Origin of the sequence: Rhodococcus sp. NBC_00294 (genome assembly GCF_036163995.1) — a bacterium.
Lineage (GTDB): Bacteria > Actinomycetota > Actinomycetes > Mycobacteriales > Mycobacteriaceae > Rhodococcoides.
On record NZ_CP108043.1, the window covers coordinates 1748463 to 1764955 of the forward strand.

General features: G+C 68.7%; 12 protein-coding genes. 5 read left to right on the forward strand and 7 right to left on the reverse strand.

Annotated elements, in window-relative coordinates; translation table 11 throughout:
- Positions 1–16: 16 nt before the first annotated feature.
- Positions 17–970 carry an alpha/beta hydrolase gene (locus tag OHB23_RS08215; RefSeq protein WP_222645534.1) on the reverse strand — a complete coding sequence of 318 codons (954 nt, stop codon included), beginning with the start codon at positions 968–970 and terminating at the stop codon, positions 17–19.
- Positions 971–1059: 89 nt separating this feature from the next.
- On the opposite strand from OHB23_RS08215, the gene OHB23_RS08220 reads away from it, so the two are divergent.
- Entirely contained in the window at positions 1060–1671 is a 612-nt protein-coding gene (locus OHB23_RS08220) for an alpha/beta hydrolase (protein ID WP_222631634.1), read from the forward strand.
- A 2-nt stretch (positions 1672–1673) separates the two neighbouring features.
- Here OHB23_RS08220 and OHB23_RS08225 read toward each other — a convergent pair whose 3' ends face one another.
- Together OHB23_RS08225 and OHB23_RS08230 are read right to left on the reverse strand one after the other, a co-directional pair.
- On the reverse strand, positions 1674–3248 hold the full coding sequence (locus OHB23_RS08225) for a molybdopterin-dependent oxidoreductase (RefSeq protein ID WP_328811263.1): 1575 nt from the start codon (positions 3246–3248) through the stop codon (positions 1674–1676).
- A 122-nt stretch (positions 3249–3370) separates the two neighbouring features.
- The gene (locus tag OHB23_RS08230; RefSeq protein WP_328811264.1) at positions 3371–5161 is read right to left on the reverse strand and encodes an AMP-dependent synthetase/ligase; all 1791 of its coding nucleotides are present in this window, start codon (positions 5159–5161) and stop codon (positions 3371–3373) included.
- Positions 5162–5307: 146 nt separating this feature from the next.
- Here OHB23_RS08230 and OHB23_RS08235 point away from each other — a divergent pair, with 146 nt between their 5' ends.
- Positions 5308–7002, forward strand: a complete 1695-nt coding sequence (locus tag OHB23_RS08235; protein ID WP_051613107.1) for a DEAD/DEAH box helicase — start codon at positions 5308–5310, stop codon at positions 7000–7002.
- Positions 7003–7044: 42 nt separating this feature from the next.
- Here the strand turns inward: OHB23_RS08235 and OHB23_RS08240 are convergent, their stop codons facing one another.
- Complete coding sequence (locus OHB23_RS08240) at positions 7045–8331, reverse strand: MFS transporter (RefSeq protein WP_081821135.1); 1287 nt, start codon at positions 8329–8331, stop codon at positions 7045–7047.
- A gap of 431 nt (positions 8332–8762) precedes the next feature.
- Between OHB23_RS08240 and OHB23_RS08245 the strand changes: the two genes are divergently transcribed.
- On the forward strand, positions 8763–11054 hold the full coding sequence (locus OHB23_RS08245) for a putative bifunctional diguanylate cyclase/phosphodiesterase (protein ID WP_328811265.1): 2292 nt from the start codon (positions 8763–8765) through the stop codon (positions 11052–11054).
- 4 nt (positions 11055–11058) lie between these two features.
- Here OHB23_RS08245 and OHB23_RS08250 read toward each other — a convergent pair whose 3' ends face one another.
- Complete coding sequence (locus tag OHB23_RS08250; protein WP_051613109.1) at positions 11059–11670, reverse strand: histidine phosphatase family protein; 612 nt, start codon at positions 11668–11670, stop codon at positions 11059–11061.
- A gap of 98 nt (positions 11671–11768) precedes the next feature.
- On the opposite strand from OHB23_RS08250, the gene OHB23_RS08255 reads away from it, so the two are divergent.
- Both OHB23_RS08255 and OHB23_RS08260 read left to right on the forward strand, forming a co-directional pair.
- Entirely contained in the window at positions 11769–12944 is a 1176-nt protein-coding gene (locus OHB23_RS08255) for an acyl-CoA dehydrogenase family protein (protein WP_027504702.1), read from the forward strand.
- Between the two features lie 11 nt (positions 12945–12955).
- Positions 12956–14086 carry an acyl-CoA dehydrogenase family protein gene (locus OHB23_RS08260; protein ID WP_222639430.1) on the forward strand — a complete coding sequence of 377 codons (1131 nt, stop codon included), beginning with the start codon at positions 12956–12958 and terminating at the stop codon, positions 14084–14086.
- Positions 14087–14144: 58 nt separating this feature from the next.
- Here OHB23_RS08260 and OHB23_RS08265 read toward each other — a convergent pair whose 3' ends face one another.
- Positions 14145–15119 carry a 2-hydroxyacid dehydrogenase gene (locus tag OHB23_RS08265; protein ID WP_222645539.1) on the reverse strand — a complete coding sequence of 325 codons (975 nt, stop codon included), beginning with the start codon at positions 15117–15119 and terminating at the stop codon, positions 14145–14147.
- Positions 15116–16429, reverse strand: coding sequence for an enolase C-terminal domain-like protein (locus OHB23_RS08270; RefSeq protein ID WP_222645945.1), 1314 nt, complete (start codon positions 16427–16429; stop codon positions 15116–15118). Before OHB23_RS08270 ends, OHB23_RS08265 begins: the two co-directional genes overlap by 4 nt.
- Positions 16430–16493: the final 64 nt, after the last annotated feature.

Genomic DNA, 16493 nt, shown 5'->3' on the forward strand with positions numbered 1-16493 from the left:
GAGACCGGCCGACAGGTCAGCGGGTCGCGAGGGCCGGTGCGATCGTCGTGCCCCACGCTTCCTTCAGCTGATCCTCGAACAGTGCCCAGCTGTGCGAGCCCTCGCCGCGCATCGAGATGGTCGCAGGCACGCCCGCCCTCCGCACCGCGTCGGCGAAGATGCCGGTGCACGTGTTCACCATGGCTTCGACGGCTGCTCCACCGAACGGGGGAATGCTGCCGGGCGGGATGCGGTCGACGGGGCCGGGAACACCGCTCGCGGATCCTGCGTAGACAGCCGTTCCGCGGAGGCGGTCGGCGTGGAGGGACGGGTCGTGCTGCGCCCATGCGGGAGCACCGGGAGGGCCCCACATGTTGAAGGGATTGTTCAGGGCGCCGCCGATCATGATCGAGATCGCGGCCTGGGCGAGCGGGTTCGACGAGGCGGGGCACCCGCTGATGGACGCCGCGGCACGGTAGAGGCCGGGCGCCTGCACGGCGAGATCGAGTGCCGGACCGCCGCTCATCGACACCCCTGCCACCGCGTTGCGGCGCGTACTGCCGAAGTGCTGGTCCATGACGCCGGGCAGTTCCTGCGTCAGATAGGTCTGCCATTTGTTGGATCCGAGGATCGGATCGTCGGCGAGCCAATCCGTGTAGAAACTCAGACGCCCACCGATGGGGAGCACGACGGTGACGTTCTTGTCGGCGAAGAATCCCGGGGCGCCGGAGTTGTTGATCCAGCCGACTCCGTCCTCGTTGCCCAGGGCGCCGTTGAGAAGGTAGAGCGTGGGGAGCGACCCGCCGCGAGCCGGGCGGAGCACGTCGTTCGGCACGACGCGGTTCATGGCGGGGGAGTAGACGTCGACGACCGAGTGTGTCGGCGAGAGCTGCCGCACCCCGACCACTCGGGCAGGCTCCGCAGCGGTGGCGGCGGGCGCCCCGAGAAGAGCCGCGACGACGGCGACGACGATGACGAAAACCAACCTCATGGTCCGATGCTCGCACGGCGGAGGGAACCGTGGGGTTCGGTTCTGTGTCGAACCGGTGACTATTGAGTCACATCAGCCACAATGGCCACATGCCGTTCTTCGAAGGACCCCGAGGTCGAGCCCACTACCGCCAGTGGGGACCCACCGAGGATCCTGCCGCGACCCTCGTGTTCCTGCACGGGCGGGGACAGCACACCGGCCAGTACCATCGGTTCGGCGCTGCCCTGTCAGCACACGGCATCGCCACCTGGGGCCTCGACCACATCGGCCACGGCTTGTCCGAAGGAGAGGCGGCCGACGACGCCGCCTACCTCGACGCGCTGGCGGAGAACGCACGTCATCTCCTCGACGTCGTGGTCGAGGCCGGCCACCGACCTGCGGTGATGGGCCACTCGCTGGGGTCCGCGACCGCGGTGCGGATGCTCGCGACCGGCGGGGGCGCGCCCGCCGTGGTGCTGGTGGCGATGCCGCCGCGCGCGATCTCCCGCGAGGATCTGACGGCAGCGACCCGGTCGCCCACCCTGGCACTGCACGGTGTGGACGACCGCATGGTGCCGATCGACGGCGTCCGAGACCTCGTGCGCGGCATCCCGACGATCACCCTGCGCGAGTACGCCGACGCCGGACACGACCTGCTGCACGAGAAGATCCACCGCACCGTGACCGACGCGGCCGCGGACCACGTCCTCGCGAACGCCTGACGTCAGCTGACGATGATGGTGCGGGTGTGCCACCCGGTCGAACCACCGGGGATCGGCGGGGTGCGCTCCTCGACCTGCGTGTTCCCGTCCTGATCCGTCGCGCGGACCTGGATGTTGTGGTTGCCCGCAGTGGCGTCCCAGTCCCAGAACCACTGGCGCCAGGTGTCGATCGTGTACTGCTCGGCGAGCGTCGCCTCCTGCCACGGTCCGTTGTCGACACGGACCTCGACGCGCTCGATGCCACGCTGCTGCGCCCAGGCGGTACCTGCGACACGGACGGGACCGGGTGCGACGGGGGCGAAGGCGGCCGGCACGTCGATGCGTGACGCCGTCTTGATCGGTGCCTTGTCGCCCCAGCCGCGGTCGGTCCAGTAGGCCGTCGCCTCGTCGAAGCGCGTGAGTTCCCAGTCGACGACCCACTTGGTGGCGGAGACGAATCCGTACAGACCGGGCACGACCTGACGCACCGGGTAGCCGTGCTCGACGGGCAGCGGCTCGCCGTTCATCGACACCGCGAGCATCGCGTCGCGGCCGTCGGTGAGGGCCTCGACCGGCGAACCGATGGTCATGCCGTCGATGCTCGTGGACAGCAGCATGTCCGCGTCGGCCTGCACACCCACCTCGTCGAGGATGTCCTTGATGGGGAACCCGATCCAGGTCGCGTTGCCGGCGAGCGGTCCGCCGACCTCGTTGGACACGCACGTCAGCGTCACGACGCGCTCGATCGGAGTGCGAGCCATGAGGTCGTCCCAGCTCAGCGTCATCTCGCGGTCGACCTTGCCGTGGATCTTGAGCTGCCACTCGGCGGTGGTCAGCTGCGGGACCTGCAGAGCGGTGTCGATGCGGTAGAAGGTGTTGTTCGGCGTGACGAAGGTGGTCGCGCCCTCGACACCGATGTCGGTACCGGCCGGAATGGCAGCGGCTTTCTCGCCGGCCGCGACCGTGGGGAGGCGGAAGTTCTTGATGTCGTCGGCGACGCCGGCGACACGATCGCCGAGGTACCGGCCGACCGTGCCGGCTGCGACGGCCACCGCGGCGGCAGCGCCGAACAGGACGAGGAACTTGCGACGCGGCATGAACCCGTCGACCGTGCCCGCCGGCACCTCGAGCGCTCGCGTGAGGGCTTGCAGGACCGCGATGCCCAGGACGACGCCCACCACGGTGGGGATGACATCACTGAGCGAGGACGTCGGCCGCTGCAGCACCGCGTAGACGCCGACGGCACCGAGCACCAGCAGGATCACTGATCCGATGGGACGGGACGGGCGCTCGAGCAGGCCGGCGATGGCGGCGATGATCGCGATGCCGATGGACATGCCGACGAACAGGGCGGCCTTGTCGTTGGTGCCGAAGGTGTCGATCGCGAACTCGCGGGCGAACGCGGGCGTGCGGTCCACGGTGGTGGAGCCGACGGCGAAGAACGGTGACGACGCCGAGCTGAAGAGGAGCGAGAGGATCTCGCCCACGCCGAGCACGACGCCGGCGGCGACCACTCCGCTGAGCATGCGTGCGAAGGGGTGGACGCGCGTACGCGCGGAGTCACCCGAGGTCTGGCGTTCGGTGGTCGTCGTGGTCATGACTGCTATTCGTCACGATGGCAGTGTCGGCTTGCTCCGGTGGGCGTGTTGACGAGCCACAACGAGCGAGGCGCGCCCGTGAGGAGTTCTCACGGGCGCGCCTCGGGTGGGTCGGACGAGTGTCAGCCGCCGTAGATGTCGGCCACCTCGGTGGCGTGCGACTCCAGGATGACGTTGCGCTTGAGCTTCATGGTCGGCGTCAGTTCTCCCGACTCGATCGTGAAGTCACCGGGCAGGATCGTGTACTTCTTGATCTGCTCGGCCTTGGAGACCTTCGAGTTGGCCGTGTCGACGGCCTTGTCGATCTCGGCGATCAGGTCGGCGTTGGTCGTCAGATCACTCGCGGACGTGCTCTTGTCGAGACCGTGACGCTCGAGCCAGCCGGGCAGAGCCTCGGGATCCAGCGTGATGAGCGCCCCGATGAACGGCTTGGCGTCGCCCACGACGAGGCATTGGCTGACCAGCGGGTGCGACCGGATGGAGTCCTCGAGGCCGGCGGGCGCGACGTTCTTGCCACCTGCCGTCACGATGATCTCTTTCTTGCGACCGGTGATCGAGAGGAAGCCCTCGTCGTCGAGCGAGCCGAGGTCACCGGTGTGGAACCAGCCGTCGCGGATCGATTCCTCGGTGGCCTTCTCGTTGTGCCAGTACCCCGAGAACACGACGGGACCCTTCACCAGGATCTCGCCGTCCTCCGCGATCTTCACGGCGTGTCCCGCGAGCGGGCGGCCGACGGAACCGATGCGCTGCTTGTCGGTGGTGTTGACCGTGACGGCGGCGCTGGTCTCGGTGAGTCCGTAGCCTTCACGCACCGGAACGCCGATGCCGCGGAAGAAGTGGCCCAGTCGAGCGCCGAGGGGGCCGCCGCCGGACAGCGCACTGGTGCACCGTCCACCGAGCGCGGCGCGGAGCTTCGAGTAGACCAGCTTGTCGAACAGGGTGTGCTTCGCCTTGAGCACCAGGCCGGCGCCGCCCTTGTCCTGCGCGATGCTCCACTCGATCGCGACGTCCGCGGCCTGATCGAAGATCTTGCCCTTGCCGCCGTCGTGCGCCTTCTGCTTGGCCGAGTTGTAGACCTTCTCGAACACGCGGGGGACCGAGAGGATGAAGTCGGGCTGGAACTCGGCGAACTGCTCGACGAGCGTCGTGGTGTCGGACGTGTGCGCCACCGTGACCTTGGCCTCGAAGGCGCCGAACGACACCGCGCGAGCGAACACGTGCGCCATCGGGAGGAACAGCAGGGTGCGCTTGCCCTCGGTCATCTGGTCGTGCAGCGCCACCTGGGTGGCCGTCGTCTCGGCGTAGAAGTTCGAGTGCGTGAGCTGGACACCCTTCGGGCGGCCGGTGGTCCCCGAGGTGTAGATGAGCGTGGCGGCCGACGACGCGGACACCTGCTGACGACGGGCGTGCAGATCGTCGTCGGACACGGAGGCGCCGCGGGTGGTGAGCTCGTCGATCGCACCGCCGTCGAAGCTCAGCGTCTCGCGGAGATCCGCGGCGCTGTCGGTGACGTCCTTCATGCGGGTGAGGTGTTCGGAGGTCTCGACCACGAAGAGCTTGGTCGCGGAGTCCTCGAGGATCCACTGCGCCTGATCGGCTGCGGACGTCTCGTAGATGGACACGGTGCAGCCACCGGCGGTCCAGATCGCGTAGTCGAGCACGACCCACTCGTAGCGGGTGCCGGCCATGATGGCGACGCGGTCACCGAACTCGATGCCGGAGGCCATGAGGCCCTTGGCCACGCCCGCGACCTCGTCGGCGAACGTGCGCGCCGTGACGTCCTTCCACCAGCCGCCGACTCGCCGTTGGAACGCCACCCACTCCGGGGTCTCGCTCGCGTAGCGGAACACGGTGTCGGCCATCGAGACGTCGTCCGGGATCGTGTAGGACGCGGGTACCGAGTATTCGTGCACGGTGTCTGTACCTTCCAGTAGCAGCAGGTTTGTTGTGTATTGGATCACATGAAGCGATGCTGCGGTGATCGTAGTGCCGTATCCGCTTTGTCCTGTTCGAACAGTTGTCGTTCTGCAGGTGGTCGCTGGACTAGACTCTGGTGCACATGAGCACTTCCGAGTCGGAAACGGTGTCCACCGACACCCCCTCGTTCGTCGATCTCGGTATCGACGAGCGTGTGCTGAAAGCCCTCGCGGACGTCGGGTACGAGACGCCGTCGCCCATTCAGGCAGCCACCATCCCGCCGTTGATGGCCGGGAACGACGTCGTCGGCCTCGCGCAGACAGGCACCGGCAAGACCGCCGCGTTCGCCGTGCCGATCCTCTCGCGCCTCGACGTCGCCAACCGGGTGCCGCAGGCGCTGGTTCTCGCGCCCACCCGCGAGCTGGCCATCCAGGTGGCCGAGGCGTTCGGCAAGTACGCCACCCACATCGAGGGCCTGCACATCCTGCCCATCTACGGCGGGCAGGCGTACGGCATCCAGCTCTCCGGTCTGCGGCGCGGCGCCCACATCGTCGTCGGCACGCCCGGTCGCGTCATCGACCACCTCGAGAAGGGCACGCTGGACCTGTCGCACCTCGAGTACCTCGTGCTCGACGAGGCCGACGAGATGCTGAAGATGGGATTCCAGGAGGACGTCGAGCGCATCCTCGCGGACACCCCCGAGTACAAGCAGGTGGCGCTGTTCTCGGCCACCATGCCGTCGGCGATCCGCAAGATCTCGCAGCAGTACCTGCACGATCCGGTCGAGATCACGGTGAAGACGAAGACGTCCACCGCCCCCAACATCACGCAGCGGTACGTGCAGGTGGCGCATCAGCGCAAGCTCGATGCGTTGACGCGGATCTTCGAGGTCGAGGACTTCGAGGCGATGATCATCTTCGTCCGCACCAAGCAGGCCACGGAGGAGCTCGCCGAGAAGTTGCGGGCGCGGGGCTACTCGGCCGCCGCCATCAACGGTGACATCGTGCAGGCGCAGCGAGAGCGGACCATCGGTCAGCTCAAGAACGGTGCGCTCGACGTGCTCGTCGCCACCGACGTCGCGGCCCGCGGTCTCGACGTCGAGCGGATCTCGCACGTCGTCAACTACGACATCCCGCACGACACCGAGTCGTACGTGCACCGCATCGGGCGGACCGGTCGCGCCGGGCGCGCGGGCGAGGCGCTGCTGTTCGTCGCGCCGCGGGAGCGTCATCTGCTCAAGGCCATCGAGAAGGCGACGCGGCAGCCGATCACCGAGATGCAGCTGCCGAGCGTCGACGACGTCAACGCGCAGCGCGTGGCCAAGTTCGCCGACTCCATCACCCAGTCGCTGTCCTCGACGTCGCTCGGGCTGTTCCGCCGACTCATCGAGGACTACGAGCGCGAGCACGACGTGCCGCTCGCGGACATCGCCGCGGCGCTGGCGACGCAGTCGCGGGACGGCGACGCGTTCCTCATGTCGCCCGAGCCGCCGCCCCCGCCGCGGGAGAAGCGCGAGCGCCCCGAGCGCAAGTTCGACGATCGGGACGCACCGCCGTTGCGCAAGTCTCGCAAGGGCGATCAGGATCTGGCGGTGTACCGGATCAGCGTCGGCAAGCGGCACAAGGTGGCGCCCGGTGCCATCGTCGGTGCTATCGCCAACGAGGGCGGGCTGCGGCGCAGCGACTTCGGGCACATCAGCATCCGGCCGGATCACAGCCTGGTCGAGCTCCCGGCGGATCTCGCGGACGAGACGTTGGAAGCGTTGCGCCGCACCAGGATCAGCGGCGTGCTCATCCAGCTGCAGCGCGACGGCGGACCGCCCCGCGGCAAGCACTGACACCAGCGCACCCCCGCGAGAGTCTCGCGGGGGTGCGGTGCGTCAGCTCTTCTGCAACGCCGAGGGATGCGCGTCGGTGTCGACACCGGGGACTCCGCGGCCGCGGATCGACGCGCCCGCCGTCTCGGCGACGAAGAGCAGTGCGATCAGTCCGACGACGCAGGCGCCCATCATGTAGAACGCCGGGACGAGATCGTTGCCGGTCCGTTCGACGAGCCACTCGTTGGCCGCCGGCGCCGTGCCACCGAACAACGAGGTCGACACGTTGTAGGCGATGGCGAAGCCGGCGAACCGGACGTGCGTCGGGAACATGGCCGGGAACGTCGCCGAGATGGTCGAGAGCTGCAGGACGTAGAGCAGGCCCAGCACGGTGAACGCGACGATGGCCCAGCCGAAGTTGACTGTCATCAGCATGTACATCGGGATCGCGAAGATCAGCAGTCCGACCATCGAGACGAGCCACAGTGGCTTGCGCCCCACCTTGTCCGACAGTGCTCCGGCGAACGGAATGACGAGCATCATGGCGAACTGCCCGATGACGACGAGGAACAGCGACGACGTGCTCGACAGGCCGATCCGGCTCTCCAGATAGGTCGGCATGTAGCTCAGCAGGGTGTAGTTGCAGACGTTGAGCGCGACGACGAGGCCCATCAGCGTGAGGATCGGTCGCCAGTAGGTGGCGATCAGTTCGCGGAACTGGGTGGACGTCTTGTGCTCCACCGCGTCCTCGTTCTCGAGTTCACGGAACACCGGGGTGTCCTCGAGCTTGGACCGCATGTAGAGCCCGATGAGCGCCAGCGGCCCGGCGACGAAGAACGGCAGGCGCCAGCCCCACGTGTCCATGAACGCGTCGGTGGAGAGCAGGTCGACGGCCAGCACCACGAGGGCGCCGAGGGAGAAGCCGCCGAGTGTGCCGAACTCGAGGAAGCTGCCGTAGAAGCCGCGCTTGCGGTCGGGGGAGTACTCGGCCATGAAGGTGGCTGCGCCGCCGTACTCACCGCCGGTGGAGAAGCCCTGGATCATGCGCAGGATCACCAGCAGAACCGGTGCCCAGAAGCCGATCGAGGCGTAACTCGGGATGACACCGATGAGGAAGGTCGCGGTGCCCATCAGGATGATGGTCAGTGCGAGGACGTGCTTGCGGCCGAGACGGTCCCCCAGTGGTCCCCAGACGAGGCCGCCGAGCGGCCGCACGAGGAAGGACACCGCGAAGATGCCCAGCGTCAGCAGGGTGGCGGACTCGAGGTCGTCCGGGAAGAACGCGCGGGAGATGTACGTGGCCGTGTAGGCGTACACGCCGTAGTCGAACCACTCGGTCGCGTTGCCCATCGCCGAGGCGCCGATCGCGCGCCGGAGAACCCCGGGCGGAGCGTCCTTCAGCGCCGGTGTCGGGTTGTCGACAGAACCTGATTCGGAAGTACTCACTCACCCAGACCTACCGAAGTAGTGGCCGAACCTCAGCATCGAGAGGGGCGATCGGTCTCTTCGTTATCGAGTCGTTACGGCGCCCGGGCCGCCGCGACAGTGGCCGTTCGGCACCGAAAACCACCTCTCACCTGGCCCTCGCACGGACCGTCGTCGTCGGTGTCGCGGCGCGGGAGCGGCGGCATCCGATCTCGGGCACTGCCGGCAGCGTCGGCGCCGTCCGCGCAGGCATGACTGCTGCCTCGGCGCTGCTCGTCTTTCCACTGCTCAGCTAGGTTGTGGACGGATAGATTGTGGTCGGACAGGTCGTGGTTCGGGGGACACGCTCACGCGCGGTGGTCGAGGAGGACGAGTCGATGGTGTCGACGCCCGTTCCCCCACGAGTGACCGCTGCGGCGCTGGACCGATCGCGCCTCGGTGGGCCCGTCCGGTCGCCGGGGCGCTACCTGGCGGCGTCGTTCACGGTGGCCGCCGTGGTACTGGCCGTCTACCTGATCGTGCCCGCATCGATCCGGACCGGCGTCTTCGCGGTGGGCGCCATCGGCTGCATGGTCGTGGTCCTGGTCGGCCTGCGGCGCAACAGCCCGACCGACACGTACGCCTGGCGGTGCATGCTCGGCGCGGCGACGTCCTTCCTGGTGGGCCTGTCCGCGCGGAGCGTGCGCGCGGACCTGCCCTCGGCGATCCGGCTGCTGCCGGAGGTACTGGTGTTGCTCGGCTACCTGCTGCTCGTCCTCGGCATCGTCGGCTGGTCACGGCGAGGGGGGAACTCGCGGCCCACCCCGACCATCATCGACGCGGTCCTGGTCACGCTGGGCATGACGTTCGTGTCCTGGGTGCTGCTGGTGGCTCCGGTCCTCTCGACCACGCGGGACGTGCCGTCCGTGGTGCTCAACGGGCTGTTCCCCGCGATCGACGCCGGTCTGTTCACGATGGCGTTCTTCCTGCTGTTGTCGAAGAGCCGCCTCAACGTGTCCCTGGTTCTCCTCGTCGCCGCACTGCTCGTCACCATCGTCGGCGATCTCGGCTACGCGATCGCGACGGCCCGCTCGGTCGCCCCGCCCGCGGTCGTCCTCGACGCGATGTATCTGCTCGCGTTCGTCCTGCTGGCCGCCGCGTCGCTGCATCCGTCGATGGCGTGGGTGGGCCGCGCGGGAGGTGTGACGGCCGCGCTCACCCGGCAGCGGATGACGGTGTCCGTCGCGCTCGTCGCCACCTGCGCCGCGCTGCCGCTCGTCGGCGACGCGGTGGGGACCGCGGACGTGGTGGTCCGCTCGACCTTTCTGGCCGTGATCCTGGTGGGAATGTTCGTCCGTGGTGAGCGGGCGCTGAGCCGGGTGCAGCGCAGCGAGGACAAGGCCCGCCACGACGCCACCCACGATTCGCTCACCGGTCTCCCCGATCGGTCCATGCTCGAGTCGATCCTGGAACGCGCTGCGCGGAGGCCGTCCTCGTCGGCGTCGGCCACCACCGTGCTGTTCGCGGACCTCGACAACTTCAAGGTCGTCAACGACTCGTACGGCCACCGCGCGGGCGACGAGCTAATCCAGGCGGCGGCGCAGCGCATCCGGCGCGTGGTCTCCGCCGACGAGGACGTGGTGCGGTACGCCGGCGACGAGTTCGTGGTGGTGGCGCACTGTGACCGGGCCCGTGCCGAGGAACTCGCGGAACTGCTCTTGGCCGCGTTCGCGGAACCGTTCGAGTTGAGTGTGGCGTCGCTGTACGTGAGCGTCAGCATCGGCATCGCGACGTCCTGCGGTCCCGCCGGGCTCGCGGACGATCTGGTCCGCGAGGCCGACACGGCGATGTACGACGCCAAGTTCCGCGGGCCGGCGGCCTACGCGTTCTTCGACGAGTCCCTGCGCACCGCGGCGACCCGGTCGGTCGAGCTGGGCAGCGCGCTGCGCGGCGCGGTCGCGCGCGGGGAGATGGCGGTGCACTACCAACCCATCGTGTCGCTGCGGACCCACGACGTGCTGGTCTACGAGGCCCTGGTGCGGTGGAAGCATCGCGGCCGCTGGGTCGGGCCGGACGAGTTCATCCCGGTCGCCGAGGCCACCAACATGATCTCCGAGATCGGGACCTGGGTACTCGACACGGCTCTGGGCGATCTGGTGCGACTGCGGGCGGCGGGAGCGCCGCGCATGTCGATGTCGGTGAACCTCTCCGTGCTGCAGCTGCGTGACGAGCGGCTCCCGGACGTCGTCGCGGACCTGCTGGCGTCGCACGGTCTGGACGGGTCGGTGCTCGGGCTCGAGGTGACCGAGAGTGCCCTCATCGCCGATCCGGTGGTGGCCAATCGGGTCCTCGCGCGTCTCGCCGAGCAGGACATCGTGCTGGTGCTCGACGACTTCGGGATGGGGTACTCCTCGCTCGGTCGCCTACGAGATCTGCCCATCACCGTCATCAAGATCGACAAGTCGTTCATCGACCGCGTCCCGGTCGACGACGCGTCGGTGTCCATCGTGACGGCCATCGAGGCCATGGCCACCGCGCTGACCATGCGCACCGTCGCCGAGGGCGTGGAGACGACGGAGCAGGAGCGCATCGTCACCGAACTCGGCTGCACGTACGCGCAGGGGTACCTCTACGGGCGCCCCGCGCCCGTGGAGACGTTCCTCTCCTGACGCGTCAGCGGAGCCGTCGGCCGTGGCGGACGGGAACCGAGTTGACGGTGCGGACCGACCAGCCGTCGTCGTCGCGGACGACGATGCTCACGCCGGCGTTCGCGATGCGCGGCGCAGGGTGGCCGGTGATGGACCTCAGCACGGCCCGGATTATGCCGCCGTGGGCCACGGCGACGAGGGACCTGCCGGGGTTCTCGTCGGCCAGCAGGTCGAGTCGACGACGCCCTCGCTCGGCGAGCGCCTCGTGCGACTCGGCGCCCGGGTAGTCACCGTCGGGCCAGTACGCCCACGCCTCGTAGCCGGTCATGCCCTCGGCACGTCCGAAGCGACGTTCCATCAGGTCCTCGTGGTCGGCCGAGCGGGTGAGCCCGATGACGTGGCCGATGATGTCGGCGGTCTCCGACGCCCGCGAGAGCGGCGAGCTGACGAGGGTGTCCCACGAGTCGTCGGCCAGCGCGGCGGCCGCGGTCCGGGCCTGGCTGCGCCCGATGTCGTTGAGCGGGATGTCGGAGGAGCCCTGCAGACGCCCCTCGACGTTCCAGTCGGTCTCGCCGTGGCGCACGAGGGCCACTCGGACAGAGGTGCTCCGCGCCCGGGAGTCGAGGTGATCGGTCATGGTCGGGCCCAGAATATCGGTCGACGGCACCCCTGTCCGAGCCTGGTTACCGGAGAGTACGGTGCTAGAGATCAGCGAAGGACTTCGAAAGGTCACAGATGAACCTGGCACTCACCGATGAGGAAGCTGCGTTCCGCGACGAGATGCGAACTTTCTTCCGTACCGAGATCCCTGCCGATATCCGCGAGCGCAACGCGGCAGGCGAGGAACTCGAGCGCGAGGACATGATCACGACGCTGCAGATTCTGAACAAGCACGGCATGGCGAGCCCGCACTGGCCCGTCGAATGGGGTGGCAAGGACTGGACCCCGATGCAGCACCACATCTGGTTGGACGAGCTGCAGCTCGCCTCGGTGCCCGAGCCCCTGGCCTTCAACATCTCGATGGTGGGGCCCGTCATCGCGACCTTCGGCAGCGAGGAGCAGAAGCAGAAGTTCCTCCCGCCCACGCAGAACCTCGACATCTGGTGGTGCCAGGGCTTCTCCGAGCCCGAGGCGGGATCGGACCTCGCGTCGCTGCGCACGGTCGCTCTGCGCGACGGCGACGAGTACGTCATCAACGGTCAGAAGACGTGGACCACGCTCGGCCAGTACGCCGATTGGATCTTCGTGCTGGCGCGCACCAACCCGGACGCGCCGAAGAAGCAGGCCGGTATCTCGTTCATCCTGGTGGACCTGAAGACCCCCGGCATCACGGTGCGCCCGATCAAGCTGATCGACGGAGGCCACGAGGTCAACGAGGTCTGGTTCGAGGACGTCCGCGTCCCCGTCGAGAACCTCGTCGGCGAGGAGAACGCCGGCTGGACCTACGCCAAGTTCCTGCTGAGCAACGAGCGCACCGGCATCACGCGACTCGGCTTCACCAAGACCAAGCTGGCGCAGGCCAAGGCGCTCGCGGCCGAGACCACGGTCGGGACCGGCACGCTGCTCGACGATCCGGTCTTCGCCGCTCGGTTCGCCGAGCTCGAGAACCAGGTGCTTGCACTCGAGCTCACCCAGCTGCGCATCGTCTCCAGCTACGTCTCCGGCAAGGAGAACCCGGCGTCGTCGGTGCTCAAGCTCCGGGGCAGCGAGCTGCAGCAGCTGGCCACCGAGATCCTCACCGACGTGGCGGGACCGGACTCGCTCCCGTTCGCGGCCGGAGAGGACTCGCCGACACCGGTCTGGGCGCAGCGTGCGACCCCGACCTACCTGAACTTCCGCAAGACATCCATCTACGGCGGCTCGAACGAGGTGCAGCGCACCATCATCGCGTCCGGCATTCTCGGTCTCTAGGAGCGCACGACATGCAGTTCGAACTGGACGAAGAACAGAAGCTGCTGCGCGACACGGTGCGTGACGTGCTCGCCCGCAGTTACGACAACGAGAAGCGCAAGGCAGCGGTGGAGAGCGAGCGCGGCTGGACCGAATCGGTCTGGAAGCAGTTCGCCGAGCTGGGCCTGCTCGGCCTCAGTTTCGCCGAGGACGACGGCGGCATGGACGCCGGACCGGTCGAGACCTTCGCGGTCATGACCGAGATCGGTCGCCGCCTCGCACCCGAGCCGCTGCTGGACTGCGTGCTGATTCCGGGTGGTCTCATCACCGAGGTCGGATCGACCGATCAGCGTCAGCGCATCCTGCCGGGCGTCGCGGAGGGGCAGACCCTTCTCGCATTCGCGCATTCCGAGCCGGGCACCCGCTGGCCGGCGGCCGAGGTGTCGACGTCGGCCACCGAGGACGGTGGCTCGTGGGCACTCTCGGGTGTGAAGAACCCTGTGCTGCACGGTGACTGCGCCGATCACTTCGTGATCAGCGCGGCGCTGCCCGGCGGCGGCGTGGGCCTGTTCCTGGTCGCGGCCGATGCCGAGGGACTCACGCGCAAGACCTACCGCACCCACGACGGACTGCGCGGCGCGTCGCTCGAGCTGTCGGACGTCGCGGGCGAACCGCTCGGTGACGGCGGCGACGCCAGTGCCGCCATCGTGGCGTCCAACGTCCGTGCGCAGGCGGCTCTCGCTGCCGAGGCGCTCGGTGCGATGGAGGAGTCGCTGCGACTCACCACGGAGTACCTGAAGCAGCGCAAGCAGTTCGGTGTGCCGCTCGCCAAGTTCCAGGCACTGACGTTCCGCGCTGCGGACATGTACGTGCAGCTCGAACTGGCACGCAGCATGGCGCTCTACGCGACGATGTCGCTGGCCGACGGATCTCCGGATCCCACGGTCGCGTCGCGGGCGAAGCTGCAGATCGGACGCTCCGCCCGGCAGATCGGCCAGGAGTCGATCCAGCTGCACGGCGGAATCGGGGTGACGGACGAATACCCTGTCGGACATTACTTCTCGCGTCTCACGGCCATCGAGCACACCCTCGGCGGGGTCGACGATCACCTCCGGGTGATCACGTCGTCGCTGAAGGATCACGAGATGCTCGGCGTCTCCTAGCACCGCCTCGACGAAGGCCGGTCGCCCGCGTGGTGACCGGCCTTCGTCCTGTTCGGGGTCAGCCGACCAGGTTGATCAGCGGGGTCCCGTCGGCGAGATGCCGGATGTTGGCGACGATGTCGCGGCAGCGGCCCTCGAACGTTCGGCGCGTGATGCCGGACGAGTGCGGCGTCATCAGCACGTTCGGCAGGCTTCCGAACGGGAGTGCACTCGGCTCGCCTCGCCCGTCCGGGCCGGGGTAGCTGTACCAGACGTCGATGGCCGCGGCGCCGAGCTCGCCGGTCGCCAGCGCGTCGTGTAGCGGCCGCTCCTGCACCAGCGGCCCGCGGCCGACGTTGATCAGGACTCCCGCCGGCCCCAGCGCGCGGAGCTCGTCCGCGCCGATCATGCCGGTCGTCGCCGCGGAGAGAGGTGCCGAGACGACGACGATGTCCGACTCCGCCATCAGCCGCGGAAGTTCCGTGGCATCGCCGGCCCAGTCCAGGCCGTGAGCGGCCACGTCGACGGCTCCGCGTCCGGTCACGGCGGCGCCGAAGCAGCCGAGGGTGCGCAGCAGCGACCACGAGCGCTGCCCGATGTGGCCGAAGCCGACGAGGCCCACGCGGGCGCCCGCCGTCGCGGACGGCTGGGGCAGCGTGTCGTCGTACACCGAGGTCGACCAGACACCCTGTCGCAGTGCGTGATCCTGCGTCAGGAAGCCACGCCGCAACAGCACCGCAGACGCGAGCACGTACTCCGCGATGGAGTCCTCGTGGTGGAACGTGTTGGCCAGCAGTGTGGTCGATGGAAGGGCCGCACGGGCGACGTTGTCGACGCCGGCTCCCGCGACCTGGACGAGTCGCAGGCCCCGGCCCGCCTGCGCCATGGCCTCGGTGACCCGGCCCCCGACATGGACGTCCGCATCGGCGAGGTCGGCGACGAGCGCGTCCTCGTCGAAGCGTTCGTGCCACGACACGACGGTGCCGTCCGGCATCCCCGCCTCGACGGCGTCCCGATGCGGGAGGAGGTTGCGGTCCGCGACGACGACCTTCATGCGCGCTGCAGGCAGGGGCGCTTGCTGTCGAAGGTCCAGTTCGGCACCAGGTACTGCATGCCGACCGCATCGTCGCGGGCCCCGAGGCCCTCGCGCTGGTACAGCTCGTGTGCGGCCTCGACGCGCTCCATGTCGAGGGTCACTCCTAGACCCGGCACGTCGGGGACGGTGAGGTACCCGTCCACGATGGGGAACGGATTCGTCGTGATGCGCTGGCCGTCCTGCCAGATCCAGTGCGTGTCGATGGCGGTGATCTCACCGGGAGCGGCAGCTGCGACGTGCGTGAACATGGCGAGCGAGACGTCGAAGTGGTTGTTGGAGTGCGATCCCCACGTCAGACCCCAGGCATCGCAGAGTTGCGCGACGCGGACCGATCCGTTCATCGTCCAGAAATGGGGATCCGCGAGCGGGATGTCGACGGCGCCGGATCGAATGGTGTGTCCCATCTCGCGCCAGTCGGTGGCGATCATGTTGGTGGCGGTGGGCAGGCCGGTCGCGCGCTTGAACTCCGCCATCACCTCGCGCCCGGAGAATCCGCCCTCGGGTCCGACCGGGTCCTCCGCGTAGGCGAGCACGTCGCGCAGACCACGGCAGGTCTCGATCGCGTCCTTCAGGAGCCACCCGCCGTTGGGATCCAGCGTGATGCGTGCCGTGGGGAAGCGTTCCGCGAGTGCGCGCACGGCGTCGGCCTCCTGCGCTGCGGGGAGGACACCGCCCTTGAGCTTGAAGTCCTGGAAGCCGTACCTGGCGTGTGCCGCTTCCGCGAGTGCGACCACGGCGTCGGGAGTCAGTGCCTCCTCGTGGCGCAGACGGGACCAGGCGTCGGCGGAACTGCCCTCGTCCGAGGGTGCGCGGTACGCGAGATCCGTCTTGTTCCGGTCGCCGAGGAAGAAGAGATACCCGAGCGCCTGCACTCGGTCGCGCTGGCGGCCGTCGCCGAGCAGGGCCGCGACGCTCACACCCAGGTGCTGGCCGAGCAGATCGAGCAGTGCGCTCTCGACGGCCGTCACGGCGTGCACGGCGATCCGCAGATCGAAGGTCTGGGCGCCGCGTCCGCCGGAGTCGCGGTCCGCGAACGCGCGGCGCATCGCGTTGAGCACGGCGTGGTAGTTGCCGACCGAGGCGTTCTCGACGAGGACGCGGGCGTCCTCCAGGCAGCGGCGGATGGGCTCGCCACCCGGCACCTCGCCCACACCGGTGCGCCCGTCGGAGTCGGTCAGCACGACCAGGTTCCGGGTGAAGAACGGTGCATGGGCGCCGCTGAGATTCAGCAGCATGCTGTCGTGGCCGGCGACGGGAACGACGCGCATCGCGGTGACGACGGGCGTGGCATGGGAGGTTCGGACCTCGGTGACGGTGCTCACGTCGACGAGC

What these genes read in the sequence shown, in the direction of transcription:
- OHB23_RS08215 (WP_222645534.1), bottom strand. Translation starts at nt 970, where the DNA reads ATGAGGTTGGTTTTCGTCATCGTCGTCGCCGTCGTCGCGGCTCTTCTC.
- OHB23_RS08220 (WP_222631634.1), top strand. Translation starts at nt 1,060, where the DNA reads ATGCCGTTCTTCGAAGGACCCCGAGGTCGAGCCCACTACCGCCAGTGG.
- OHB23_RS08225 (WP_328811263.1), bottom strand. Translation starts at nt 3,248, where the DNA reads ATGACCACGACGACCACCGAACGCCAGACCTCGGGTGACTCCGCGCGT.
- OHB23_RS08235 (WP_051613107.1), top strand. Translation starts at nt 5,308, where the DNA reads ATGAGCACTTCCGAGTCGGAAACGGTGTCCACCGACACCCCCTCGTTC.
- OHB23_RS08240 (WP_081821135.1), bottom strand. Translation starts at nt 8,331, where the DNA reads ATGGGCAACGCGACCGAGTGGTTCGACTACGGCGTGTACGCCTACACG.
- OHB23_RS08250 (WP_051613109.1), bottom strand. Translation starts at nt 11,670, where the DNA reads ATGACCGATCACCTCGACTCCCGGGCGCGGAGCACCTCTGTCCGAGTG.
- OHB23_RS08255 (WP_027504702.1), top strand. Translation starts at nt 11,769, where the DNA reads ATGAACCTGGCACTCACCGATGAGGAAGCTGCGTTCCGCGACGAGATG.
- OHB23_RS08260 (WP_222639430.1), top strand. Translation starts at nt 12,956, where the DNA reads ATGCAGTTCGAACTGGACGAAGAACAGAAGCTGCTGCGCGACACGGTG.
- OHB23_RS08265 (WP_222645539.1), bottom strand. Translation starts at nt 15,119, where the DNA reads ATGAAGGTCGTCGTCGCGGACCGCAACCTCCTCCCGCATCGGGACGCC.
- OHB23_RS08270 (WP_222645945.1), bottom strand. Translation starts at nt 16,429, where the DNA reads ATGCGCGTCGTTCCCGTCGCCGGCCACGACAGCATGCTGCTGAATCTC.